Source organism: Motilimonas pumila, from assembly GCF_003596335.1.
GTDB classification, from domain to species: domain Bacteria; phylum Pseudomonadota; class Gammaproteobacteria; order Enterobacterales; family CBDFNC01; genus Motilimonas; species Motilimonas pumila.
In genome coordinates this window covers 109,543-134,570 of the sequence record NZ_QZCH01000003.1, presented here as the reverse complement: position 1 = coordinate 134,570, position 25,028 = coordinate 109,543, and the positions used below count along the sequence as shown (strand labels likewise).

At 45.4% G+C, this 25,028-nt stretch carries 23 protein-coding genes; 5 read left to right on the top strand and 18 right to left on the bottom strand.

Annotation, left to right across the window (positions count from 1 at the left end):
- Window positions 1–4: 4 nt before the first annotated feature.
- The 13 genes from D1Z90_RS21910 to D1Z90_RS04810 all read right to left on the bottom strand — a co-directional run bounded on the left by D1Z90_RS21910 (window position 5) and on the right by D1Z90_RS04810 (window position 13,142).
- A complete protein-coding gene (locus D1Z90_RS21910) occupies window positions 5–523 on the bottom strand; it encodes a type II secretion system protein (protein WP_119909625.1) in 519 nt (172 codons plus the stop codon).
- Window positions 524–550: 27 nt separating this feature from the next.
- Window positions 551–1,168 carry a prepilin-type N-terminal cleavage/methylation domain-containing protein gene (locus tag D1Z90_RS04865; RefSeq protein ID WP_119909624.1) on the bottom strand — a complete coding sequence of 206 codons (618 nt, stop codon included), beginning with the start codon at window positions 1,166–1,168 and terminating at the stop codon, window positions 551–553.
- Between the two features lie 60 nt (window positions 1,169–1,228).
- Window positions 1,229–1,723: a hypothetical protein gene (locus D1Z90_RS04860; protein ID WP_119909623.1), complete on the bottom strand. Its 495-nt coding sequence runs from the start codon at window positions 1,721–1,723 to the stop codon at window positions 1,229–1,231.
- 2 nt (window positions 1,724–1,725) lie between these two features.
- On the bottom strand, window positions 1,726–2,943 hold the full coding sequence (locus D1Z90_RS04855; protein WP_119909622.1) for a type II secretion system F family protein: 1,218 nt from the start codon (window positions 2,941–2,943) through the stop codon (window positions 1,726–1,728).
- Entirely contained in the window at window positions 2,943–4,679 is a 1,737-nt protein-coding gene (locus D1Z90_RS04850; RefSeq protein ID WP_119909621.1) for a GspE/PulE family protein, read from the bottom strand. Before D1Z90_RS04850 ends, D1Z90_RS04855 begins: the two co-directional genes overlap by 1 nt.
- Before the next feature lie 3 nt (window positions 4,680–4,682).
- Window positions 4,683–5,936, bottom strand: a complete 1,254-nt coding sequence (locus D1Z90_RS04845; RefSeq protein WP_119909620.1) for a tetratricopeptide repeat protein — start codon at window positions 5,934–5,936, stop codon at window positions 4,683–4,685.
- On the bottom strand, window positions 5,933–6,844 hold the full coding sequence (locus D1Z90_RS04840; protein ID WP_232525200.1) for an ExeA family protein: 912 nt from the start codon (window positions 6,842–6,844) through the stop codon (window positions 5,933–5,935). Before D1Z90_RS04840 ends, D1Z90_RS04845 begins: the two co-directional genes overlap by 4 nt.
- Complete coding sequence (mshL, locus tag D1Z90_RS04835) at window positions 6,844–8,532, bottom strand: pilus (MSHA type) biogenesis protein MshL (protein WP_119909619.1); 1,689 nt, start codon at window positions 8,530–8,532, stop codon at window positions 6,844–6,846. Before mshL ends, D1Z90_RS04840 begins: the two co-directional genes overlap by 1 nt.
- Before the next feature lie 29 nt (window positions 8,533–8,561).
- Window positions 8,562–8,882, bottom strand: a complete 321-nt coding sequence (locus tag D1Z90_RS04830) for an MSHA biogenesis protein MshK (RefSeq protein WP_119909618.1) — start codon at window positions 8,880–8,882, stop codon at window positions 8,562–8,564.
- Complete coding sequence (locus D1Z90_RS04825) at window positions 8,875–9,525, bottom strand: type II secretion system protein GspM (protein ID WP_119909617.1); 651 nt, start codon at window positions 9,523–9,525, stop codon at window positions 8,875–8,877. The genes D1Z90_RS04830 and D1Z90_RS04825 overlap by 8 nt, the downstream gene beginning before the upstream one ends.
- Entirely contained in the window at window positions 9,522–10,121 is a 600-nt protein-coding gene (locus tag D1Z90_RS04820) for a PilN domain-containing protein (RefSeq protein WP_119909616.1), read from the bottom strand. Before D1Z90_RS04820 ends, D1Z90_RS04825 begins: the two co-directional genes overlap by 4 nt.
- Window positions 10,118–10,987, bottom strand: a complete 870-nt coding sequence (locus D1Z90_RS04815) for a type IV pilus biogenesis protein PilM (RefSeq protein WP_119909615.1) — start codon at window positions 10,985–10,987, stop codon at window positions 10,118–10,120. Before D1Z90_RS04815 ends, D1Z90_RS04820 begins: the two co-directional genes overlap by 4 nt.
- Window positions 10,988–11,225: 238 nt before the next feature.
- A complete protein-coding gene (locus tag D1Z90_RS04810; RefSeq protein ID WP_119909614.1) occupies window positions 11,226–13,142 on the bottom strand; it encodes an EAL domain-containing protein in 1,917 nt (638 codons plus the stop codon).
- A 593-nt stretch (window positions 13,143–13,735) separates the two neighbouring features.
- Here D1Z90_RS04810 and D1Z90_RS04805 point away from each other — a divergent pair.
- The 3 genes from D1Z90_RS04805 (at window position 13,736) to D1Z90_RS04795 (ending at window position 15,138) form a co-directional block, all read left to right on the top strand.
- Window positions 13,736–13,930 (top strand): hypothetical protein, encoded by a 195-nt coding sequence (locus D1Z90_RS04805; RefSeq protein ID WP_119909613.1) that lies wholly within the window; start codon window positions 13,736–13,738, stop codon window positions 13,928–13,930.
- Between the two features lie 117 nt (window positions 13,931–14,047).
- On the top strand, window positions 14,048–14,803 hold the full coding sequence (gene phnP, locus D1Z90_RS04800) for a phosphonate metabolism protein PhnP (RefSeq protein ID WP_119909612.1): 756 nt from the start codon (window positions 14,048–14,050) through the stop codon (window positions 14,801–14,803).
- Between the two features lie 11 nt (window positions 14,804–14,814).
- Window positions 14,815–15,138 (top strand): hypothetical protein, encoded by a 324-nt coding sequence (locus tag D1Z90_RS04795; RefSeq protein ID WP_119909611.1) that lies wholly within the window; start codon window positions 14,815–14,817, stop codon window positions 15,136–15,138.
- A gap of 8 nt (window positions 15,139–15,146) precedes the next feature.
- On the opposite strand, the gene D1Z90_RS04790 is transcribed toward D1Z90_RS04795, so the two are convergent.
- The 4 genes from D1Z90_RS04790 to D1Z90_RS04775 form a co-directional block, all read right to left on the bottom strand.
- A complete protein-coding gene (locus tag D1Z90_RS04790; RefSeq protein ID WP_119909610.1) occupies window positions 15,147–17,288 on the bottom strand; it encodes a S9 family peptidase in 2,142 nt (713 codons plus the stop codon).
- A gap of 87 nt (window positions 17,289–17,375) precedes the next feature.
- On the bottom strand, window positions 17,376–17,690 hold the full coding sequence (locus D1Z90_RS04785; RefSeq protein WP_119909609.1) for a YdbL family probable chaperone protein: 315 nt from the start codon (window positions 17,688–17,690) through the stop codon (window positions 17,376–17,378).
- 10 nt (window positions 17,691–17,700) lie between these two features.
- On the bottom strand, window positions 17,701–17,886 hold the full coding sequence (locus tag D1Z90_RS04780; RefSeq protein WP_119909608.1) for a YnbE family lipoprotein: 186 nt from the start codon (window positions 17,884–17,886) through the stop codon (window positions 17,701–17,703).
- Complete coding sequence (locus D1Z90_RS04775) at window positions 17,883–19,907, bottom strand: intermembrane phospholipid transport protein YdbH family protein (protein WP_119909607.1); 2,025 nt, start codon at window positions 19,905–19,907, stop codon at window positions 17,883–17,885. The genes D1Z90_RS04780 and D1Z90_RS04775 overlap by 4 nt, the downstream gene beginning before the upstream one ends.
- Window positions 19,908–20,133: 226 nt before the next feature.
- Here D1Z90_RS04775 and D1Z90_RS04770 point away from each other — a divergent pair, with 226 nt between their 5' ends.
- Together D1Z90_RS04770 and D1Z90_RS04765 are read left to right on the top strand one after the other, a co-directional pair.
- Entirely contained in the window at window positions 20,134–21,192 is a 1,059-nt protein-coding gene (locus D1Z90_RS04770; RefSeq protein ID WP_119909606.1) for a rhomboid family intramembrane serine protease, read from the top strand.
- 294 nt (window positions 21,193–21,486) lie between these two features.
- Window positions 21,487–22,488 (top strand): Imm49 family immunity protein, encoded by a 1,002-nt coding sequence (locus D1Z90_RS04765; RefSeq protein ID WP_119909605.1) that lies wholly within the window; start codon window positions 21,487–21,489, stop codon window positions 22,486–22,488.
- A gap of 124 nt (window positions 22,489–22,612) precedes the next feature.
- Here the strand turns inward: D1Z90_RS04765 and D1Z90_RS04760 are convergent, their stop codons facing one another.
- Window positions 22,613–25,027 carry a bifunctional aspartate kinase/homoserine dehydrogenase II gene (locus tag D1Z90_RS04760; RefSeq protein WP_119909604.1) on the bottom strand — a complete coding sequence of 805 codons (2,415 nt, stop codon included), beginning with the start codon at window positions 25,025–25,027 and terminating at the stop codon, window positions 22,613–22,615.
- Window position 25,028 lies beyond the last annotated feature (1 nt).

Here is a 25,028-nt window from a genome sequence, read left to right as displayed (position 1 = left end):
TTATTTATGGGCATTCAGTAGTATCAGCACCAGTACTATCTAGTCCAACAATACTAATAACAGGTCTATCAGTGGCAGTTTCCGTTTCAGCATACTCAACCCAACAAGAGCCGTTTGTCTCCGGGGTAGTGCCAGTCGCAGCAATTTGCAAAATTGCAGGCTCACCACCAGCTGCAGCTACTTCAGTAGTAGCCCAGTCTCCTGAGCTCAGATCAACTGCAGCGCCAATACCAACATTAAGAGCTGTCGGATAACCGAAAATAATATTCACAGTTCTTCCATCAACATCTAAATCGGCGGCAGTAGCATCTTTTTCTTTACCTGCAATCGCCGCTTTTGCGTAAGTAAGCGTTGCACCGCCTTCTAATGCCGCTTTTAGGCCATTCAAGGCTGATTGGCGAGCGTCTGTTTGCAGGTCAATAAACTTAGGGGCTGCAGTGGCTGCTAAGATACCTAGTACGATAATAACAATAACTAACTCGATAAGAGTAAAACCAGATTGTTTGTTTAACGCTTGTTTCATGTTGTTTTCCTTAAGGATTTAACAATTTTAATTAATATTAGCCGATACCTGACCCGTTGCCGGTTTGTAGGTAAAGTTTTTAAATTGCGTAGTATCCGAACCAGGATCTACATACAGACCATCCGTGTCTTTGTTAAGACTGTTTACCAAATAAAATAAACAGCTCGTTTCCGTGCCGCTACTTGTCGTAGTCACGTAATACTTAAAGAAGTCGCCTTGAGTGCGTACATCACCGAACGAGCTTGATATACGCGGTGGGTTCTGCAAAATAGAACGCCAAACCGACTCACATTTCACAGCCGTGAGGCTGCCCGGGGCAACGTCTTCATTTTGGTTTGTTACAGGATAACCTGGTGAAACTGTACCTGCGCTAACCTCTGCAGAGGTTGGCGTGGTTAAATACAGTTTCGAGCCATCATAGCTCACCACATTTTTACCTGCTTCTTTAGAGCGACCAATGGCTTCCCACTGCGCCCTTGTCAATGAAACTCCGGTCGCAAAGCCGCCGGCAACGCCTTCAAGGCTGGCATTTTTTGCTTCCTCTGTAACGTCTAAAAAGCGCGGCAGTGCTGTCACGGCAAGAATGCCAAGTACCACCACTACAATCACTAATTCGATAAGAGAAAAACCTGAGTTTTTATTCATTTAAGCCTCATAGTCGCTAATTATTTAACGCTTAGCGAGATTATATAACAGTATTTTTGCTTATTGCAGCGTCTCACCCATAGATTTTAATGTCACGCTGCCGCTTTTTGACCAATATTCAAAGCCCATCACATCGGGCAAGTAATAAATACAGCCTGCATCCTTACCGCCAGTATCAGGAAGCACATTAATATTCAGGGCTTTCTGATTCAGTTCCAATTGTTCGTCAATGAAGCCTTGCCAAAGTAAAGCACAATTTAGGCCAACATTTTTATCATTCAGCGACACGGGCCAACCTTCATCGCTTAAAAAAACCTGTTTTTCATTCCAGTTCAGTTGCTTAGGCTTACCTTCTTTGAGCCATTGCAAGTGTATTTCAGCGACGGCTTGCGAAAAGCGATTGCTGGTGAGCTCTAAACTGGTTTGATCTATGACGGATCTTTGACTCTGGTAATAAAACAAAAATACTAAGACTAAGGTTAATACTACCGTCCAAAGCACTTGTTTAATGCCAAAACTCCGTAAAATTTCAATCATTTCCGCTTTTGCGTTCATTTTTAGCCGCCTTTGAACGCTTTCATCATGTCCCACATAGGCGTAAATATGCCCAACGCAAGAATCAATACCATGCCGGCCACGATAGCAATTAGAATAGGCTCTATTTTGGCGGTTAAGCTTTTTAAGTCGTAATCCACTTCTCGCTCATAAAACTCCGCCGCTTCTTGTAGCAGCTCATCCACTTGGCCCGTTTCTTCCCCTACAGCAATCATTTGCAGCACCAAGGGAGTAAATAAACCGCTGTTATTTGACGTACGCAGCAAGCTTTCGCCACGTTCAATGCCTTCACGCATACCGACAATACGGTCTGCCATAAACGCGTTATCAGTGGCTTGTGCGACAAAGCTAAGCGCTGAATTTAGCGGTACCCCTGCGGTTAACATCATCGAAAAACTGCGCGAATAACGTGCCAATAAAGTACGGTTTAATATGTCGCCCACGATAGGCAAGCGCAGCTTGTATCTGTCCCAAGTGAAGCGCCCGCGATCCGTTTTCAGCCAAGACTTAATGCCAAAATATACCGCAATACACCCAATCAACATCCAATGCCAATAATTCACAAACACCGACGAGGTGGTCATTAAAATGCGCGTCGGCAAAGGCAAGTCGACGCCAAACTTAGCAAACATACCGGCGAAAGTGGGTATGACAAAGATGTTAAGAATAACCATCGCGGCCACTAACGCCATTAATACAAAACTGGGGTAGCGCATCGCCGCTTTTACCCGCTTTTGAGTTTCTTGTTCTAACTCAAGGTACTCAGACAGTTGTAAAAAGGCTTTATCAAGTTGACCTGTATTTTCACCCACGTTCACGATCGATAAAAACAAGGTATTGAAGACTTTGGGATGCCCTTGCATCGCGACCGCTAGCGGCCGACCGTTACGCATTTGCTCTGACACATCATGCAAGGTGCGTTGTAATAACTTACTATGACTGGATTCAGCTAAACCATTAATCGCCCGAATGATAGGGATACCGGCCTTGGTTAATGAGTACATTTGGCGCGTAAATATCACCATTTGATCCAGCGGCACGCTGCGCTCTAACCACACGCTCAAATCAAAATCACTTTTAGCACGGCCTGGCTTTATGCTGGTAGGCATGATGCCTCGGCGCATCAAGGCATCTGCCACAGTAGCTTCATCTGAGCTTTCAAGTTGCCCTGAAACTTGGCCTCCTTGGGCGTCACGGCCCTTGTAGTCAAACACCGGCATTAAGCGTCAGCCTCTTGCTGTTGCCATAAGTCCACCTGCTCAACCAAACGCAATACTTCTTCCAGCGAGGTCACGCCTGCAATCGCGTAATCTAATGCCGCCATGGCCAAAGGGCGGTAACTCTTGTTGGCTTTAGCTGCTTGAGAGAAGCCTTCAGGATCGTCGCGGCGCAATGCCTCCATCATGGCATCATCAAGCTCTAGCATTTCAAATACCCCGACCCGGCCTTTATAACCGGTAAAGTTACAGTTTTGACAACCGTTGCCCTTATAAAAGGTTCGCTCTGCCAAGGACATTTTAGACAAATTTTCTAACCAAACCCGTTCGCTCAGCTCTGGTTCCAAAGGCGCTTTACAATTTTCACACACTTTGCGCACCAAACGCTGGGCAATAATGGCTCGCAATGAGCTGGCCACCAAATAACCCGGCGCGCCCATGTCGATTAAGCGCAATGCACTGGTTACCGCATCATTGGTGTGCAAAGTAGACAAGACGAGGTGACCTGTTAGCGCGCCTCTGAGGCCAATTTCTACGGTTTCGTGATCACGCATCTCCCCCACCAATAGAATGTCGGGATCTTGTCGTAAGGTGGTTTTAAGAATGGAGGAAAAGTTAAGGCCTATTTTGCTGTTAACTTGGACCTGATTGATCCGCGGTAAGCGATATTCCACCGGATCTTCTACCGTGATAATTTTCTTGCCTGGCTCGTTCAACTCAGACAAAGCGCCGTATAACGATGTTGTTTTACCGCTACCGGTTGGTCCTGTTACCAAAATCATGCCATGAGGACGCTTGAGTTGCCTGCGAAAACGCGGCAGTAAATCTGCGGGCATGCCGGTTTGTTCTAAGGACAAAATACCGGCACTTTGATCCAGTAGTCGCATCACCACAGACTCACCAAATTGCACCGGCATGGTTGAAACCCGCACGTCAATACTGTGGCCACGAATGGTCATGTTAAAACGGCCGTCTTGCGGTAAGCGTTTTTCTGAAATATCCATACCAGCCATCAGCTTGAGGCGTAACACCAGCGCGCTAACAATGCTGGCTTCATCCAGTACGCTTTCTTGTAAAACGCCATCAACACGTTGGCGTATACGCAGCAGCTTTTCTTCTGGCTCAATGTGAATATCCGATGCGCCAACTTGCACCGCATCTTCAAATAAGGATTGCAACAGCTTCACCACGGTCGCTTCTGAGCCACCGCTGTCTAAGCCACCAAAGTCTAAATCTACGCTGTTATCATCGCCATGCTCCTCTTGCAACTGCTCGGCAAACGAGGCAATTTCTTTGGTTCGACGATAAAGGCGGTCGAACGACTCCACCAACTGAGACTCGCGGCTTACTGCCAGTTTTATCTGGCGCTGAGGCATAATGGAGTTAATGCGATCCAGTGCTTGCAAATCAGCAGGATCCGACATCGCGACCGTCACAAACTGGCCATCATCGTGTACCGCTAACGCTCTCAATCGACGCGCGTGTACCTCGGGAATTAACTCAACCACTTTGGGATCAATTCGTAACTGACTGAGATCCAGCAAAGGAATATCGAGCTGCCGTGACAAGAAGCTCAGCATTTGTTGCTCGCTCAAAAAGCCCAGCGCTTGCAAGGTTGCCCCTAATTTTCGCCCGGTATTGCGCTGCTCCGACAAGGCTTGCATTAGCTGCTCTTCGCTAATAATGTTGTCTTCGACTAACAAGTCGCCAAGGCGTTTTTTCAGTTTCGGTTGCGCCATAACTTAAGGCTCCAACTTAGCAATTCTTTGCTTGATGTATTGGCTTGATGACGGCGATAAACCACCGATAACATCAGCCTGCTGATAACTCGTTAACGCTTCTTCGCGCATGCCGGTTCGGTCTTGGCTAATGGCCAAACCTAACCACCATTTAGCTTGGTAAGGCTGCCGACGCGCCAGCTCTAGGTAAGCTTTGATGGCTTTGTCATCCATTTTTAGCTGCTGTGACAACGCTGCGAGCGTGGCGTAATAATCTAAATTTGCCACCACCTCTGGACTGTAACTGTCTAATAGACTGACCGCTCCTTCGCGGTCGCCAGATTTCATATAAATCCGGGCTAACATAAGTCTAAAATCGGCACTATCAGGCACTAACTCGATGCCTTTTTGCAGTAATAACATCGCTTGCGCTTCACTGCCACGACCATACTTCAGCGCCGCGAGCTCTTTACGCACCACTTCATCACGGGGCTTGATACGCAGCGCTTTTTCAAACTTTCCTTCCGCTACACTTAAGTCGCCTTTATTTTTGGCCGCTCGAGCTTGCTTTAAATGTAACGCATATAACTCATCAGAGCTCAGTTGCACCGATTTAATCTTCAGCTTGCCCGGCTGGCCGGTATCTTTCGCTTTGTCTTGATATTTATCCGCTGCAAGTTGCGGCTGAGGTAAAGGTGCTTGTGTACTCGCCTTAATGACAACCTCTGGCGCCACAGGTTTGGGAAGCGCCTTGGGTTTGGCTGTTATTATTGCTAAGGGTGTTGGTTTCGGCTCTGGGGTTGCTGGCACAGGAGTGGCTTCAGGTTGTAGCGTCAGTAATGTCTTGGTGCCGTCAGCATTAATAATGCTCACACTCTGATTTTTTATGTGTATTTTTGCGCCGCTGCCATCGTTTAGCGCCACATATAAATCTTTGTCTATGGCTAATTGAATATCTTGCTCACCGACTTCCTCAGCCTTAGTAACCTGAGGCGTTGGCACAAGCTTTGGCTCAGGGGTAACACTGCTAAGCGAATGAAGCGCGGCAGTTTCATTCACAACATTTTGCGCCGTGTGGCGAGCTTCATGACTGGAAGGTTGCCACCAAGGCCAGATAACAAAATAGCCAATGCAACCCGTCAGTAAAATAAATAGGCCGATGCCCGCTATCAATGGCCATTGCTGGCGCCATTGACGTGGCACAGAACCGACGACGGGACTGACTTGACTTTGTTGGCGCTGGGCAAGGTCTTTATTCATTTGATTGATGACACTCATAGTGACTGCCCCCACCACCAGTATGCTAATACGATGATTTCTAACGAGACGAGCACTGCTAGTGCATAAACCCAATTGGGGTAGCGACGCTTGCTGATTACGCCTTCGGTGTCCTGCACAGCCAATTTGGCTACCGCAGGCTCAATTAAACTGATGCCTTTGCCATAACAAAGCATCATCGACTTGTGACATAACACGTTGATTAGCCTTGGCACGCCATGACTGGCACGCCAAATCACCCGCACCGCTTGATCACTGAAAATTGGCGCGCCGCGATAGCCTGAAACCATCAAGCGATGGCGAATATAATCATTGGCTTCGTTTTGCTGCAAAGTACGAAGCTCATAACTGAAGCTTATCCTTTGTTTTAGTTGACGAAACTTATCTTGAGACAAGCGAGCATCCAACTCAGGTTGGCCAAATAATATGACCTGTACCAATTTCTCCTTTTCAGTTTCTAGATTGGTGAATAAACGCAATGCTTCAAGTGTTTCATCAGGTAACGCCTGGCTTTCGTCGATACAAATCACCATTTTTTTGCCGCGCTGGCGAACCATTTTGATTCGCCTTTCAATTGCATCGGTTAGGCTTGCCTGATCTTCATATTGCTGCGCGTCCAGCTTTAAGCGCTTGCCAATCTCTTGTCTTAACTCCGTCGCGGTCAGGTAAGGGTTAGGGAAGAAAAAACAATAATAGTCCTCGGGCAGCTCTCGCATAACTTTTCGGCAAATCAATGTTTTACCTGTGCCCACTTCCCCCACTACTTTAATGATGCCTTCTCCGCCATTCAGCGCAGATAACACCACTTGCAGCGCTTCTTGGTGAGGCTGCAAGGGGAAAAAAAATTCGGTGTCTGGCGTTAAAGTAAACGGCAGAGAATGCAAACCGAAATGATCTAAATACATCATTACTGCGCTGGGTACCATTTCTCGAGTAATTCAGACGATTTTTGCAGCTCTTTGCTCCAAGTGCCGTCTTCAACCACGGTTGGTTTAAGTAAAATGACTAACTCTGTTTTAAATGATTCCTTAGTGCGGTTGGTAAACAGCTCACCCACCCAAGGAATATCACCTAAGAAAGGCGTTTTTGAAACGATGTCACGGGTCGCCGTTTTCATGAGACCACCGATCACTATCACGTCATTTGTTTGCGCCTTCACTATGGTGTCAGATTCTCGTACCTCGCTTTGCGCTACTGGGATAACTAAACCGTCATCAGCGGTAATGGCACCATCGCCACCTCCAGTCGTAGAACGAAAACTAATGGTTTTTTGCTGCTCTTTAATATCAATGATAGACGGGTGAACATGTAATAATACGCCGCCATCAGCGTCTATTTGCGGCGTAACGTCTAACGAGATACCTGAGAAGAATGGCGTTAACTCTACGTTCGGCGTCGACGTAGTCGCCGTGCCTGTTACCGTTGTGGTAGAAACATCTGTTACAAAATACTCATCGTTACCGACTTTGATCACGGCTTTTTGATTATTGGTTGCGGTAATGCGCGGTTTAGAAAGTACGTTAACATCCCCTTGTGTTTCAAGTAACGAAACTACGGCTGTAAAATCACCGTTGGAGATGGTAATCGCACCGCCGCCGCCAATGGTATTACGAATCACATTCTCAGCAATTTTATGGGCGCTGTCATAAATAATATTGGTGGTGTTGGCTGTGCCGCCAGCATTTTCCCACGAAATACCCTGCTGGTAGTTATTATCGAGAATAACTTCAATAATTTGTGTTTCAAGAATGACTTGGCGATGCAGATGCTGTTCAGACTTGTTCAGAAAATCCTCAACAATTTTTAACTCATGAGGAAACGCCTTCACCGTGACCAAACCTGCCATTGGGTTGAGAATCACTTTGCGGCCTTCACCCGTGCCGACAAGATCGTTTAAGGCTGTCTGCAAGGTTTCCCAATACGTCGTATTGGTGCGCGTAATAATACGTGTGCCATTGGTATTGCTGCCACCGTTGCTGGAACTAGAATTTGAGTTAGAGTTGGAGTTAGAGCTACTAGAATCAGAGTTACCAAAATCACTGTCACTATTATTATTACTATTGTCTTGGTCAGCTAAATGGCCGGTTGCCACTGTAGTCTTTGTAGCCCCGTCTCGATTCATTAATAAGTAGTTCATCGAGAAGGTTTCTACTCGCATACCGGCTGGGTAGATGTGATAAATACGCCCTTTACGTTGAATGTCATAACCGTAGATGTCTTTCACCACCGAAAACACTTCATCTAAAGTAACATCACGTAAATTAAGGGTGATACGTCCTTCCACGCCAGGATGTATCGCCGCGCTAAAAGGGGTGTCTTGTACAATAGAGCCAAAAAATTGAGTCGCATCAACGCCCTTTGCCGAGACTTGAAAACGTTTTTCATAATTACGTTGAGGGCTAGTGGTCAAGCCGGCTTCTGGTAACAACTCATTCAATACTGTATCGGGCACAGGAATGTCTTGCGGCGCGTTATTGGCTTCGTTTTGCGCAACCGACTCATTGAGCGTGTCTTTTTGCACCTGAGCATCTAAAGTCTCAGTGGCTTTACACGCTGATAACAGCAGTGCTAACACTATCAGGGCACTATTTTTCATTCTGCATCCACCTTAACTCTCATCCTTTCTTATCGCTTCCAATATGCGGTTCCAAATACGGATAATCTGACTGTCTTGCCATCTTTTTCTAACCACACTTGATTGCTGTCTATTTTGATCACCTTATAACCCGAGACGTACTGCCCGACACGGTACTGGCGATTGTTGATTAACGCGGCGCGTTTATTTTGACTAATTACAATACTTTGTAAGTTGGGTAAGCCCACCGACTTTTTCGTGGTGACAACTTTAGTTTGATTTTTGGGCGCGGTAGGGTCTTGCAGCTCACTCTCACCTGCAAATGCCAAACAACTGCAAAACAGCGTCAAAACGCCAAGCCATCTAACCACGAATAAAGTCCTTATTTGTACTTAAGGTATAGATATACAGCTCTACTTCTGCTTGCGGGTACTGCTGCACTTGATACCGCAAAGACTGCCAGTAAAACTTTTCAGGTAATTGCTCTAATTCAGTTAAATAACTGCGAATTGAGAAGTATTGGCCGGTAAACTTAAGTTTTAAGCCGTGCTGAAATAAATTAATGTCTTCACTAAAGTCACCTTCAGTAGGCAACAAAGGCGTCGGTGCAATTGAGCTTAATTCAACTAATTTGAGCTTCTGACTGCGATTCAGTAATTGCTCTAATGCTGCGGCCATTTTGTCAGAAGAAATAAGGTCAACCGTGCCTTGGTTAAGCTGTAAATCCGTTTGCTGAATACTTTGCAAAATGACCTTTAACGCATTGCGAGCCGGCTCATCAGGATCGCGCTTGAGCAAGATCTGCGCGATATCAATTTCCCCTTTCACTCGAGTTTGTTGCTGTAAGTTTTGTTGATGCAATACTTGTTGCTGATTGAAACGTTTTTGTGCCGGCTCAATAAAATAACTGTAACCCGGAAACGCGATGATCACACACCCGGTAATAAAGACCATGACCCGTTCACGAATCGACAACGCAGCGACTTTTTCGGTTAAGCCTTGCCAGCCATTCATTGCTTGGCCTCCTTTACGGTGTTCGCTATCAACTGAAAGCTCAATTCTTCATTCTCATCGCGACTCACCTTGAGTAAGGAAAACTCTTGCCCGGCTAACGTTTCACTTTGTTTAAAACTTTTAACCCAACGCGGCACCGCATCATTGGCGTAAGCAATGCCCGATAAACTCACGTTGCCTTGCTCTATCGCAAATTGCGTTAAGCGAATATCTTTGTCATTCAGTTTGGCTAAATCGGTTAATACCGCCGCAAAGCCATTATTTTTCAGCTGCTCTCGGCCTAATACCGCACCAAGTAATTTCTGCTTAGCCGCTAACTCAGCTTTTTTATAGGTCAGCTCTTGCTGTAGGCGCTTTGAAGGTAAGTGCTCGCTCACCCTCTGATTGAGCTGTTCTAGTTCTGCTTGTTGCCGCTGCAGTTGATTGGCGCTGGCTTGTTGCTCTGCTCGAGCAGACGTCAGTTGCCACTGGTAATAGCTGTAACCCAACACCGTTAACACCAACAGGGCTGCCCATACATAAACCATTTGCAGCAAAGACAATACTTCTTTTTTCTTTACGAAATCTTGGGTATAGAGGTTAACGCGAGTTTTCATTGGCTGACCCCCGCACCAATGGCAGGCATGGCATTAACATCCACGCCTTGCTGCTGGAATTGAAAAACGTCGACTTTTCGGTCCAAGGTCTCAGACAAATTACTGGCAATCAAGTCACCGCTTTCACCAGGCACAGCAAGTAATATCTTGCTGACGTCGGCAATTTTCAATTGACCGATGACGTAATCTAGCGAGCGCTGCAACTCAAGTCCTAGACCGTCCATTAAAAAGGTATCGAGTGGCTCAACTTGTTGGCCTAACGCCTGAAAGCCACGAATTTTTCGGCTAAAATACAACATGTTATCCCGCACTATCGACACCACTACGTCATCGCCTTGTACTTGATGAATTAACATTTGCGTTTCTTTTTCAGCCGTCATTAAATTGGTTAAGGCAAGCTCTTCTGTCGCAATGTTGTTAATGGGCAGGTCTAACTCAGCCATAACATCTACGGCTTTTTGGATAATGCTTTTTTGACTGTAAACCACGGTTACCTTCTCGGTCATCATGGGTACAGGAGGCACGTCGTAATAATCAATGGCGAGTTCGAATACCGATTCAGTAATCAAATCTTTTATGGCAAAGGGTAAAGCACTGGCTAACTCATCATTGGGCACATTTGGTTTATCAACTTGTAATTGTTGATAAAAGTGAGGTGATATTGCTAAAGAAACAGGCAGTTTTTTGGCTCCAGTCTCACTGACTAACTGGCTGATACTGGTCAACCACTGCTCAGATGAGGGGATGCTAACGCTTTTATTGCTGACTAACTGGCCGCCTTCAAAGACTGCCAACGCCACATAATCAGGGCGTAAATAAATCCCGAGGCAGCCTGAACTTGACTTAGAGAAGAGCCCTTTTAGCATTCGTTGTAACTACCTGTAATTAAAGATTATCCGTCTAATGAATTAAGCATACTCTATCGCGGTAAAGTCAGGATAAGAATTGCCTAAAAATGTGAGCTTATATGAGTTCTCAACCACAAGTACTGGCTCACAGCGATTTCCGCAAAATTATATACTGCTTAGAATTAAAAAATGAAAATTAAATGTGAATTTAAACCGAACCACAGGAAAAAAACCCAGCCGTGTTCACATTTATTTTTTAGGAAAGTACTTCTTTTGGAGGAGAGAAGAAATAACCTTGACCTGCATGCACCCCTAAACGCTTGAGATAATCCCATTCCGCGGCGTTTTCAACGCCTACGGCGATGACTTGCACTTGGCTGTCAGCACATGCGCCCATCAAGCTGCGAATAGCAATTTGATTCACTTGTCGCTGTTCTATTTCTCGCACCAAGCTAGGGTGCAATTTCAGCACGTCAATTTCACACTCTTTAATATATTGCATACTAATAACGTCTTGGCCGGCGTGGTCAACCGCCAACTTGCAGCCTAACATTTTTATCGCTTGTAACGCAGGCAATAAGTCTTGTTGGTAACGTGAGACATGTTCTTCAGGCAATTCAATCATCAGCTTATTGAGTAGTAGCTTAGGCAATTGCATCAGTTCATAGCGCAACCACAGACGAAACTCTTTATTACAAATACTGCTAGCACAAAGGTTTAAACTCATTGGCGAGCTTAGCTCGCCTCTTTGGCGCAACAATCCGAGCGCCTTTTCCGTCATGGCGCGATCAATCTCTAACGTCATACCGACTTTTTCAGCCATAGGTTGAAACTCTCCGGCATTGACGAGCTTGCCTTTTTCATCACGAATGCGCGTCACTACTTCATGGCCACACTCGCGGCCATCAATGGCGCTAAAAACAGGCTGCAGAAATAAAATTAAGCCGTTATGGTCCAAAGTATGACGCAGTAAGCTGCGCCAACGAATGCTGCCTTTGGCAACATCTGGCGTGATATTCTCCTGGTCAAACATGTACCACCCACTGGCACCTTCTAAGCGCGCTGCTCGTGCGGCTTTGTCTGCGTCATCAATCACGCTAGAAGCTTGGTCGCCCATGATAAAGTTGGTCACACCGACGTAATAAAAGTCTTCGATATCGATGGACTCAGGTAAATGCACTTTATCAATGACTTTACATATTTGATTGGCAATATCTTTGGTTTCTTTCAATGACACTTGCGGAAATAAAATGGCGAACTGGGCACCGGCATAGCGAGCAAAGAAAGAACCATTAAATTTCAAACCAAAGTTTTTCACTATCGTCGCTACTTGGTTAAGAATTTCATCGCCTTGCACCGTGCCTAGTGTGTGGTTCACTTCTTCTAAGCCTGCTAAATCCACCAGCATGACCGCGCCAGTCGTCACGCTTTCATCACGCAAAGAAACATCCAACCGGTTTTCAAACGCTAAGCGGTTCGCCAAGCTGGTTTTTTCATCCACAAAAGCATTGGCCCGAATATAAGTATCAAAGCGGCTACGCTCTTGTTTGGCGTCAGCCAGCTGCTCAATTAGCTCGTCAATGGCTTTTGCTGCAGATAAAGGCCATTCGTTGTTGTCTCTGTGAGCATACTTTTTAACTTGGCCCGAGAGAATAAACTGTGCCCTGCGTTCTAATTTTTCAGAGCCTTTAAGCTGTTTTTTAAGCCAACGCAAGCTGACGGAAAGCGCCACGACGACCAAGATCAAGCCAATAATCAAACCAGACATAGAGGCAATATCAAACTTTAGGTGCTTAAAAGGCGGATCCACAGCAACTTTGACAAAGAAACCCGGGTGAGATTGTAAATAAAACTTGTAATGGCTTAACTGTGAGGACAGCTCATCTTCTTCAGCTACAGTATGAAAGCGGTAGATGGTGCCATTGTCATTAGCGACTTCCATTTTGACAATCGCTTGGGCACGTAACAAGTTAGGCAGCCAAGCTGCGAATTCAGGGCGTCCATTGTTGGCACTTAACTGCTTATCGACGACTTCAATAACCGCGCCAACTTTAATTTCTTGGTGCTTAAGCGCCAATTCACGAAAAGTAAAAGCCCCGCCAAGAATGACGGCTGAAACAGACACGATCACGCTTAAGCAAATAAACGCAATATATTGGTTGGTAAACTTCATTCTATCCCTGATTTGAAAGCCACTAGCACCAGCGGCAGCTCAGATTATAGAAATCAATATTACCTGAGCCAATAAGCCAAACCGTATTTTATAAAAAAATGAGCTTCAAAACCGCTAACTTAGGCAGCTTATCAATAATTGAAGGCAATAAAAAAGGCAATGCCCTGCGGCATTGCCTTTTTTTGTCTTGAAGTGTTGCTTCATTAAAGTCCGACTTCCTAGACTATTACCCTTATCCCTAAGGTAATTCAGCACGCAGATGAAAACTTCATCTGCGTATAATTCTAATGACAAACAGCATACCGCCATATCGAAATCAAAAAAATGTATTATTAACTTTTTTTAATAAATAGCACTCATTGCACCACCACCATATAAAATAAAAACAATTTAAAACAACAATTTAAATTTATTACAAAGCCAAAGCGCAATCTATATCGCAAACAACAAATGGCAAATGTCTTACAAACCAAAGGACAATCCTCCATCCTACCGTTTCCTCACCTAAGCCTTGGATGAACATTAATTCACCAAGTAAGACATATTACTGTCATAAACCTTTGCCAAACTGGCTTTAGCTAACGGAGGCCACCATGGATTTTTTACCCCGCGTACATGCGCACGCTGATGCCTTATTGTCTCGTAGGCAATACCAAGAACACCTAGCCACTCAAGATCCGCAAATCATCTCTCATCTAGAAGGACTGCCTGACACGCCTGAATACTTCTCTTTGCACGCCCTACAATTATTAAAAGAAACCGATGTGATCAAACCGACAATGCGGTAAAACGATAAAATCGAACAAGAAAGAATCAGATAACTGTCACATCCTCTCATACTTCACACTGATAGACTCAGCGCTCAAATTAAGACTATCTAAATACTTCAAGGAAGATGTATTACGATGAAGCTGACCTTTTTTGGCACCGGAGATGGCCGTCAAGTACCTGCGCCTGGTTGTCACTGCCGAGCATGCCTGCGCGCCATCGAAAAACCACAATACGCTCGCTTAACTTGCAGCGGTAAAATAACCGACGGCTTAGACGTGAGTTTAATTGACGCCACTATGGCTGATTTGAACCAACGCCAACAAGCGGGTTCATTTGAACGTATTTTTTTAACTCATTATCACGCCAATCATATTCGTGGGTTGGCCGCGTATAAAGAGGCTGAGCACGTTACAATCCCTGTGTATGGGCCAGAAGATAAAAAAGATCTCGAAGACGTATTTGAAAATCCTGGCGCACTTAAATTTCAGCGTCCTTTGGTGCCTTTTAAAACCCTTAACTTTGGTGGTTTGCAAGTAACACCTTTGCCACTGAATCACTCGCGGCCAACTTTTGGCTACCTGTTTCAGCAACACCAAGGAAATTTAGCCTACTTAAGTGACACCTGTGGTTTACCGAGCACCACCAGCGCCATGCTGTATGGCTATGAGTTGGATGTGTTGGTACTCGATTGCACTCATCCGCCTTCTCACCAGGCAGACCAAGACCATAATACGCTCTCGCAAGCCCTCGCAATTCATCATGATATTGCACCAAAAACCACCTACTTAACCCACATTAGCCATGAGTTAGATTGCTATTTACTGGATCATTTAGCTGAGCTCCCTGATAATGTGATTATTGCCCGTGATGGCATGCAAATAACGCTATAGGATAAGTAAGATTGCAGGTATTTGATCAAACCGTTTTGGAAATAAAAATCAGCCAAGCAGCATTTCGATTGCAATTGTGTGAAGACTACTTGCTTCACGCTGCTGATGATTTTTTAGAAATTGAGCAGCTTTATCAATCTGATAAGCTGCCACAAGTGATGGAGTTATTGATCAAGCTTCAAGGCACCGCCAGTTTGGTAGCGGGTAAGCAACTTGAAGCCAATATAAAACAATTCAAACACAGCCCCAATGACGTCAATTTTGCACAAATGAAACACAGTCAAATGGCGCTGATTCAAGCCATTGAAGCTTATTTGCTGCAACAAACACAGTAAGCTTTTGCTTATTGCTTTATCCCAGCTAAATCAAGAATAAATGCGTACTCTTTGGCGGTGTCCAAATATTGCTGAAACCGCCCCGACTTACCGCCATGCCCGGTTTCCATGTCCACGTCTAATAGCAACATATTATCGCCTTGCTTAAGGTCTCTGAGCTTGGCAACCCACTTAGCGGGCTCCCAATACTGCACCTGAGAATCATGTAAACCTGTGGTTACCAACATATTAGGGTAAGCTTGCGCTTTAACTTGATCGTAAGGGCTGTAAGCTTTGATGTAATGATAATCATCAGAATTGGCCGGGTTGCCCCACTCATCATATTCCCCTGTCGTTAGTGGAATAGACTCATCCGACATCGTGGTTACCACGTCCACAAACGGCACTTGTGCCACCACTCCCTTATACAACTCCGGAGCTTCATTGGCGACCACCCCCATCAATAAACCACCAGCGCTGCCCCCCATAGCAAACACTTTTTGTTTATCGCCGTAACCTTGCTTGGTGAGCGCTTGAGTGACATCGATAAAGTCATTAAAAGTGTTTTGCTTATTTTGCAATTTGCCGTCTTCATACCACTGCCGGCCAAGCTCTTCGCCTCCTCTAACATGTGCAATGGCGTATACAAAGCCACGATCAAGCAAGGATAAGAACTCCGCAGAAAACATAGCATCTTCAGAACTGCCATATGAGCCATACGCGTAAATAAGCAGCGGATTACTGCCATCTTGGTTAAATTTATCCTGCCGGTAAACCAAAGAAACCGGTACCTTAGTGCCATCTCTGGCGGCCACCCAGACTCGCTCTGATTGATAATGCTCAGCGCTGAATTCACCGTTGACGACTTGCTGCTTTAAGGTGGTTTGAGTGTCAGTGTTGAGGTCAACCTCAAAAGTACTCGTTGGCGTGGTTAAGCTCGTATAACCATAACGTAACTTATTACTGCTCGTATCGGGGTTAAAGCTCACCCAGGCCGTGTAAGTAGGGTCGTTAAATTGAATTTTCTTTTGCTTACCGGTTTGCCAATGCACTTGGCGCAGCTGGACTAAACCATTCACACGCTCTTCGAGCACTAACCAATCATCAAATAATTCATAGGTTTGCAGTAATACGTCTGATTGCGCTGCAGCAAGCTCTTGCCATTTGCTTAAATCACCACGCTGAGCGGGTGACACGGAGAACAAGGCAAAGTTTTTCCCCGTGCGATTGGTTTTCACCATAAAGCGACCTTTAAAGTGGTCTAGGGTGTACTCAACCTTAGCGTCTCTAGGTTTGAAAATTTCGACCACGCTCTCCGGTTGGTTTGCATCGATGTAGCGCGCTTCGCTGCTATTGGTAGCATACATACCAATAACAACATAATCCTCAGAGGTCGACTTATGCAAAGATACATAATAACTGGCGTCTTTCTCCTCGTACACCAGCTCATCAGCAGACTGCGGCGTGCCAATCACGTGTTTATAGACTTGATTTGGCAATAAAGTTTGAGGGTCTTTTTTGACATAATAGAGGGTCTTATTGTCATTCGCCCACACCATGCAACCTGACGTGCCCGTAAGCTTATCTGTTAGTAGCTTTGAGCTTCGTAAGTCTTTAATTTGAATCGTGTATAAGCGCCTGCTCTGCGTATCTTCAGAAAATGCCATCAACCCTTGGTTATGACTGATCGCGGTGTCGCCCAAACTGTAGTAATCATGCCCTTTTGCTTGTTCGTTGGCATCTAACAATAATTCGTCGGGGGCGTTAACTGTGCCTTTATTGCGCACCAATATCGGGTGCTCTTTTCCTTCATGGTAACGGTGACTGTACCAGTAATCTTTCTTTTTATACGGCACCGACTGATCATTTTGCTGCAGCCTTCCGACCATTTCTTGGTACAAGGTTTGTTGTAATTGAGCAGTGTGAGACAGCATGGTCTCGGTATAGTCATTTTCCTGGTGTAAATAGCTTAAAACAGCTTCATCCTGACGGCTGTCATCTCTTAACCAGTAATAATCATCCACCCGAGTATCACCATGCTGGGTCAGTTTCATGGGTTTTTTCTGGGCAACAGGGGCTTGAGTTCGAGTGGGCATATTCACTTCCGATTTGGCGGTGGGACTTGCTGACATCATAACCACCGCAGCGGTTAAAAGACTTTTTTTAGCCATACATCCTCCAGCTGACTGTACAATTACAACTAAGCCGCCAATTGGCGGCTTAAAAAGTAACGCTATGAATTTTAATAGGTTACATATTTATTTTTTCACCCACTTGCCCGCTCCGTTCAGAATGAACTGGCCTTTCGGGGTTTTCTGGATGGCTTTTTCACCTGCTAACACGGCGACTTGATCTACGCTCATATTATTCTTTGAAGCGATTTTCTTATAAGCCTGAAGGCGTTTAGCATTAATGCTTTTCACCACTTGTTTGGCTTCCGCAGACTGTACCACGACACCAACCATGCCATCTGGGCGCTCACCGACTAAGCCTTTTTCTTTGGCACCTTGTAAATCCAGCGCCATCACGTTAAAGCTTAAGGCACAAAACAGTAAAATTAACCACTTTTTCATTTTTATCTCCTTAAAACAGTCCGCTATCATCACTGAAAATTTGCTCAAGCTCTTTATCCACTTTAACTCTTATCTCGTGGTCTATCTTAACGTTCAAATTAACCGTAATGGGCTTATCTGGCATCGCCACTTCTACTCTAGGAGTACAAGCCATCAAGGCGAATATCAAGCCAAGCGGTGCAAGTGTCCTTATCATTTATATTTTTCCTCAAGACTGCGTTCTAATTCGTTAGCAAAACGTAAACTGCGAAGTAATTGCAGTAAGTTCTCTTGGTGAGAGTAATTAAACTCTATCGGTCGCGTGGCACTTATCTGCGGGCTGCGTCCAACCAAAGAGACTTTAATATCTGTTTCACCACTGGGTTTATAATTTAGCTTACCGTTTAATTGACTATAACTTAAGTTTTCCAACACTTTAAATACAAACTCAACCCCTTTGTTGGTGCTGGTGATGCTTTGCACCGCATCTGACGGCGGAATGGTGATTTTACCTCCGGGTGCTCGGGCACTGATCTGGCCATCATAAATGTGGAAACCATCCGTTTCATTTAACAATGGAATAGATGCATCCAATAGTCCAGTGGCTTGCGCGCCTGGGAGCTGCCCATAATCCATCAGTGCTGCAAGTTGAATACCGGCAAAGTGCACTTTGGTCATGCCTAACTTAAATGGCTCAAAGTCAGACAATGAAACGCTGCCGCCAAGTAAAAAACCATTAAACTGCGAAACTTTAATATCACCTTGGCGGAGTAACCAGTCACTCTTAATCACGCTCACCGGCACGCCAATATTGAGCTCATCAATGGCTAACTGGTTCTTTTCTTTGAGTGTCTTAAGTTGGTTTTGTTCAATTTTATACTCATGGACCATGCTCAGCTGGCCATTTTGAATCGCAAAATCGTTGATTAAACCGGTTAACTCGCGCAGTTGCAGCTGGCCCGAAGCTTGTCCAGATTGGCGCTGAAAGTCATAAAATAGCTTACCTTGGTAGTGCAGTTTACCTTGCGTTAAAGCCGTTTTAGCCAGCGCTTTATACTTTGGCGCAGCCGCTAACATATCCGGCAAATATAAGTAACCGGGAATAAGCTTGACACTTAAGCCTTGTTGCCAAGCATAAGAGCCTTCTATCACTTGACGCAGGCTAGCTAACTGCCATTGGCCATGCCAGCGGGTAAAATCAGAATCAAAGCTCAATGAGAGATCTGTCTCTGGCAATGCATTGCCTTGCCAGCTAGCGTTATCTATGCTCATTTGCAGTTTTGCCGAGAGCTTGTCAGGGGTCATCACAAGTGGCCGTTCGCTTGATAGATGAAAGCGAGCCTTAGCGCCAACTGCGGGTTCAGCGCGGCCTGTTAAGCTAAGTTTGCGAAGCTTTAACTGCAACGCCTTGGCGTCAAGTTTACCTTGTGCGCTAAACTGGCCATCCTGCAACCAGGGTAAAAAGCGAACCTGTTGAGCCCCTAAGCCAAAGCTCCCTTGCCACAATGCATCCAGTGGCGCTTGATAATTTACGTTAAAGGTCCCCTTTAAGCCTTGAGGCCATGCTGCGATCCAAGGTTTTAATAAACTATCGCTGGCCGAGGTCTGTAGGGTGAGCGCTTGCTGCTGCCAGTCCACAAGCAGTGTCACGGTATTTTCTTGCTGCTGTAAATGCGCCGTGATCCCCGCTTTATTGACTTGGAGATTAAAGGAGAGACTGGTTAAACCTTGCGGGGTATAGAGATCTAAGCGCTTGATATCATAATCCCCCAGAGGCAGTTGCTTGAGTTGAGTCACGATTTCTTGCAGTTGGCTTTGTTGTCGTGGTGTTACCGCCAATAAACGAAGCTGCTCAACCACACTGAGCGGGGCGGCTTTCTCTTGATAGTTGCCACTGTCTATTTCATGCGCAGCGTGATTTGAGACCGTGCCATCGGCATCGAGCTGCGCCTCGTGACATAACATCGACCAAGATGCATGCTGCACCGTTAAGTGTAACCGATGCGATTGCTGCGAGCTTTCTATGCCTTTAGCAAAGCCTTGTTCACAATCGGCTTGAAGACTTAAGTAGTCACTTTTAAACTCAAAACCTTGTAGCCAATCCAAAGACCAATTCGAAACAGCAGTAGGTTGAGCCCACACAAAGGGGGTAAATAATAGCAGCGCCGCATAGCGCAGTGCAGACCCAAAAAACGCTAAGCTTTGCGTTATCGCTCCTATGGCAACCTTTATTTTCATAACCTTACCCTGAGTCACCCCAGCTTACCCTCACGTTTTTTGCTTAGTTCAAGCATAGAAAATTTCAAATTTTCTATCTAAATTACTTACAAAAACATCATTGTTTTGTAATATATTCAGCAAGATTGGTTTTAACGAAATTTAGCCAGACCCACAAATGAAAAGCAACGCTCTGAGGCGTTATATTTGCTTTCAATGTCTTCGGCTCAGTACAAGGATCTTCTGAGTGCCTGAAAAACACTGCCCCCATTGCCATCAACTCCCGCTCACAATTACTGAGTACCAAAATCAAGAAATCGACCTGTGCCAACAATGTGGTGGCTTATGGTTTGAAACCGGGGAGCTTGAAGCCAGCTATGAACATCATGGCATGGAACATGATCTAATGGCTGAGATCGGACCTTTTTGTCACACTACGAACCATGCCTGCCCAGACTGTCACAAGCCACTAGACCGACATCAATTTGTTGAGCAAGTCGATGCTCATATCGACATCTGCCACAGCTGCCACGGCGCTTGGGTGGATAAAGATCAGATAGAATTAATCCAGCATACACCAAGAATCAAGCAAGCAATGCAAGCGTTTAACCAAAGCACCAGTATCGCTTCGTATTTGTTTCAGTTCTTAACCCGTTTACCGGTTGAATATAATATTCAACCGCGACAGCCTGCCTATTTAACTTACGGTTTAATTAGCTTTAACTGTCTCGTATTTTTTGTTGTCGCCTACAGTGATGTCATTCCTTCACAATGGATAGATTGGCTGGTTTTTAGCCCTGAACACTTCTTGCAGCGCCCTTGGACGATTGTTAGCTATCAATTTTTACACGCCGATTTATTGCATTTGCTGGGCAATATGTACTTTTTATATATCATCGGCGACAACTTGGAAGATACCTTAGGAAAAGCAAAATACCTCGCCCTGTACTTATTATTTGGTTGCGCTGCGGGGCTCTCCTTTTACTTTGCCCACCTAGGAGAAGCCATTCCTATGGTCGGTGCCAGTGGCGCTATAGCTGGCTTTTTTGGGGCATACATTTTGCTGTTTAAGAAAGCAAAATTAACCTTTATGTTTTTAGTCTATCAAGCACGCTTACCAGCATGGGTATATTTTTTAATCTGGTTCGCCATGAATTGTTATGGTTTATTCCACCAAGACACCAGCGTAGCATGGACCGCTCATATTGGCGGCTTCATTGCAGGGTTGCTGGTAACGACATTACTTTACAAAAGAGTCATGAAACTCAACCCATCGATTGAGTACATAAATAATCATCAGATATAAGCGACCACAACCAGTCACAACCAGTGAAAGCCAGTGAAAGCCAGTGAAAGCCAGTGCCACAGGAGATAATAGTGGGCCCACTACAAGTATATGATAGCTTCAACGATGCGCATGTAACCATGTACTCATATCAAGGCCTAACTTTAGTCAAGTAGAGTAACTCCTTGAATATGCGTTGATTGGTAACTCAACGTACCAGAGCAGAATTCCGGCTAACAACCTTAGTCAAATAACAGCCGAAAAAGTATAGCTACAAGGTGTGGCTTAAGCGGTAATTGTAAATCAAGGAAAAAAATGAATCACATAACACACCACAACAAAACATTTTTTAATGCTCGCTGGCAAGAAAACAGCGAGCATTTACTAAATCAGGTTGAAAAAAGACACCAAAGCTTGTCTAAAAACTTTAAAGAAGCCAGAGCCCAGAGTTTAGCACTTAGCTTTTCTGACGACTTTTTTCACATGTTTGTCCAAGCCGTGCAGCTCAATTGGCCTAAGCCGCACTGCATTTGGCTACTAAGCCACGCTGCCGAGCTGGCTTGGATGCACCAGCGCATGCTCATTGACCAAGGCCAATTAACTCCCATTACCTGCGCCGGCGAAGAGTTTGTTCTTACCCCTGCCGCTTCTACTTATGGAACAGGACTAGGTCAATGGTTAAATGCGCTTAACTTAAACTTATTGTTGCGCCAACCTGATGAAGTCATAAACGAATTATTACGCTACCCAGCAGACTTGATGGATCATCACAACGCTGCCAATCAGTCGATGGAGGCGGAAAAAAAAGAAATGGCGTGTTTTAAAGCCTTTGTAGCCAACGCTTTGCAACCTGATCTCATTGACGCAGCGAATGCCCTTACCCCTTATACCCAACCAGGTGTTATTAGTAAACTCAACGGTTTTGAAGGGCATGTTGCTAAAGGTACTGAAGGCTACCACCATTACGTGCTTTTCCCTATTATCAGCACCTTGTTAAGCTGCGCTAAAGTTCAAGAAGAGAACATCAGCATCACCACCAAAAACGCATTAGCGGCTTTTTATGAGTACCATGCTTTCATCAGCCCGGATCCAGGAGAGGACACAGGTGAGAAATCTCTCCAGCTGTTTAGCGATGAAGCCATGCTGCCACTTCAGCTCATCGGTATGCTAGCGCTACACCACCAAAGAACCGGCGAGACGATTGATTTTACTACCGACTACCTGCCCAGTTGGCTGGTAGAAGGCGACTTTCCCAGTAGAGAGGAAGTATTATTCCAACAGCCTCCTACCTTTGACCTAGCCTCAGTCAAACAATAAAAAAGCCCCTTCGTTAATAGCGAAGGGGGCCTTAAATTCAGCAAGTTAATCGTTAATACAATGATTAATCGAGTGGTTTAGAGTGCGGACAACGGCCCCACTTGCATGCTTACTGATTCACTAGCTAAAGCTTTTCACATAAACTCACCAAATCCGCTTGAATCGCCCCGGCGGTGACTTCTCGTCCTGCCCCTGGGCCTTGTACGGTCAGTGGGTTGGTGCGATACCACTGGGTTTCAATGGCAAACACGTTGTCACATGGCAGCAAGTTAGCAAAAGCGTGGGTTTCACTCAGCGCTTCTAAACTCACGGTTGCTTTGCCATTTACGCTAAAGCGCGCGATATAACGTAATACCTTGCCTTGCTTTTGCGCTTTTTCTAGCTTCTCGGCTAAGGTTTCATCCAACAAGTGGGTATTTTGCATAAACTCGTCGGCGCTCATTTTAGCCAGTTCATCTGGCACCAAAGAGCTTAGCTCAATGTCTTTGGCTTCCATCTTTAAGCCAGCTTCGCGGGCTAAGATCAGCAGCTTACGCATGACGTCATTACCGGATAAGTCTTCTCTTGGATCAGGCTCAGTTAAACCTTGTTGCCAAGCTTGGTCCAGTAACTCAGAGAACGGCATTGAACCGTCGTATTGCTGGAATAGCCAAGATAAGGTACCAGAGAAAATACCGCTGATGCCTTGAATGTGATCCCCTGCCCCTTGCAACATGGCTATGCTGGATTGTACCGGCAGGCCTGCGCCTACAGTGGCATTGTATAACCAATGGCAACCGTGATCGCTAAAGCTCTGTTTCACTTCGTTATAAAAGCTTATCTCTGCCGAACCCGCGTATTTATTGGCAGTGATCAAGTGTAAATGACGCGCCGCAAACTCAGGGTAGTAACGACTTAAGCTTTCGCTGGCGGTAATGTCTAAGATCACCAGCTCATCAAATGGGTGATGTTTTAGCTTAGAAAGCAGCTCTTCCCAAATAAAAGGCTCAGGCTCAAAACCGGCTTGGAAATCTTGCGGCATTAAGCCATCAAAGTTGAGCTTACCGCCCAAGTGATTAAACACGCCGCATAAGGTAAGCTTTTGATGAAAACGTTGCTCCAGCTTGCTTTGCTCTGCCGTCAATAACTTCAACCATGCGCTGCCAATATTGCCGTTGCCAAACAATACTAAACCAATGCGTTTAGCCCGTTTAAACAAGGTTTCGTGTAGCGTTTGCAACAGTGGCTCAAGTAAAATCTCTTTGGTCACAGCCACCAAAGACAGCTTTTTATCACAGGCTTGAATAAACTCTAATGGCTGATCTGACAAAGCGCGGTAAAAACGGTAGCACTGCTCGGCGTTATCGCTTACGCCATTCCCAACCAATCCCACCATGCTGTAACCGGTTTTTAGTTCCACTGCACTAAAGTCTGTAATATGACTGTATTGCTGTAGAACTTGATGCGCCGAATTCGCCACCTCTGGCGTATATACCAAACGTAAAGTATGGGCCTTGGCGTCTTTATTGATCACTAATGGCGATACATAGTGAGCGCTAAGGTAATCCGCCAGAGGCGCGTAGCTGTCCGATAAATTAGCGCCTTCTGGCAGTGTTATTTCAATTAAGCACGCTTGCTCTAGACCATGAACAATTTTTGCTGCGCCCAGTTTATGCTGGCGTCGTACAATTTGAGTCGAGCCTTCATCTGGAGTGTAGCTGGAACGTAGACTGAGCTTTTGGCTACTGGCAATCACTGGAGATAAAGTGCGAGCATGTAATACAGGCGAGCCTAAACGCGAAAGCTCTGCGGCTTCATCAAGCGACAATCGTTCTAGCAATACGGCGCTTTTTACCTTACGAGGGTCGGTACTAAATACCCCAGCCACGTCACTCCAAATCGTGGTAGAAACAGCGTTAGCAATAGCTCCGGTGACAGTGGCGGAATAATCACTGCCGTTACGGCCTAAGGTTACCGTGTGGCCTTGTTCATCCGCAGCAAAGAAGCCTGTGATCACTACGCGTTCATTTTCACGGCCCAGTAACTCTTGAGTTAATTTTTCACGTGAAAGCTCAATGTCCACTACCGGTTGCACGCCAAACTCTGCCGATAAGTACTTACGTGAGTCTAACCAGCTGGCAGCAAGACCTTGCTGGCGCAGATAAATAGACAATAACCGTGCTGACCATACTTCACCAAAGCTTAAAATTTGATTATTGATGTACTGGTCTAGGCCATTTTCAAGCATCAACGCCAATTGCGTTAAGTCTTGGTCTAAATCATTGAGGGCTTGTTGCTGAAACGAGCCAGACAATAGCTCAGTGGCAAGGTTACGTTGAAATTCTGATAGTGATGCTAAAGCTTGCGCCGCTGCGGTATCGCCTTCTGTGGCGTATTCGATGATCTCGATTAAACGGTTCGTGGTTTTGCCGGCGGCTGAAACCACGATCAAGTCTTTGTCAGCAGAGTGTTTGCTGATGATATCGGCAACTCGGCGAAAACAGTTAGGATCCGCTAAGCTGCTGCCACCAAATTTATGTACGTGTCTGGTTTGTTGCATC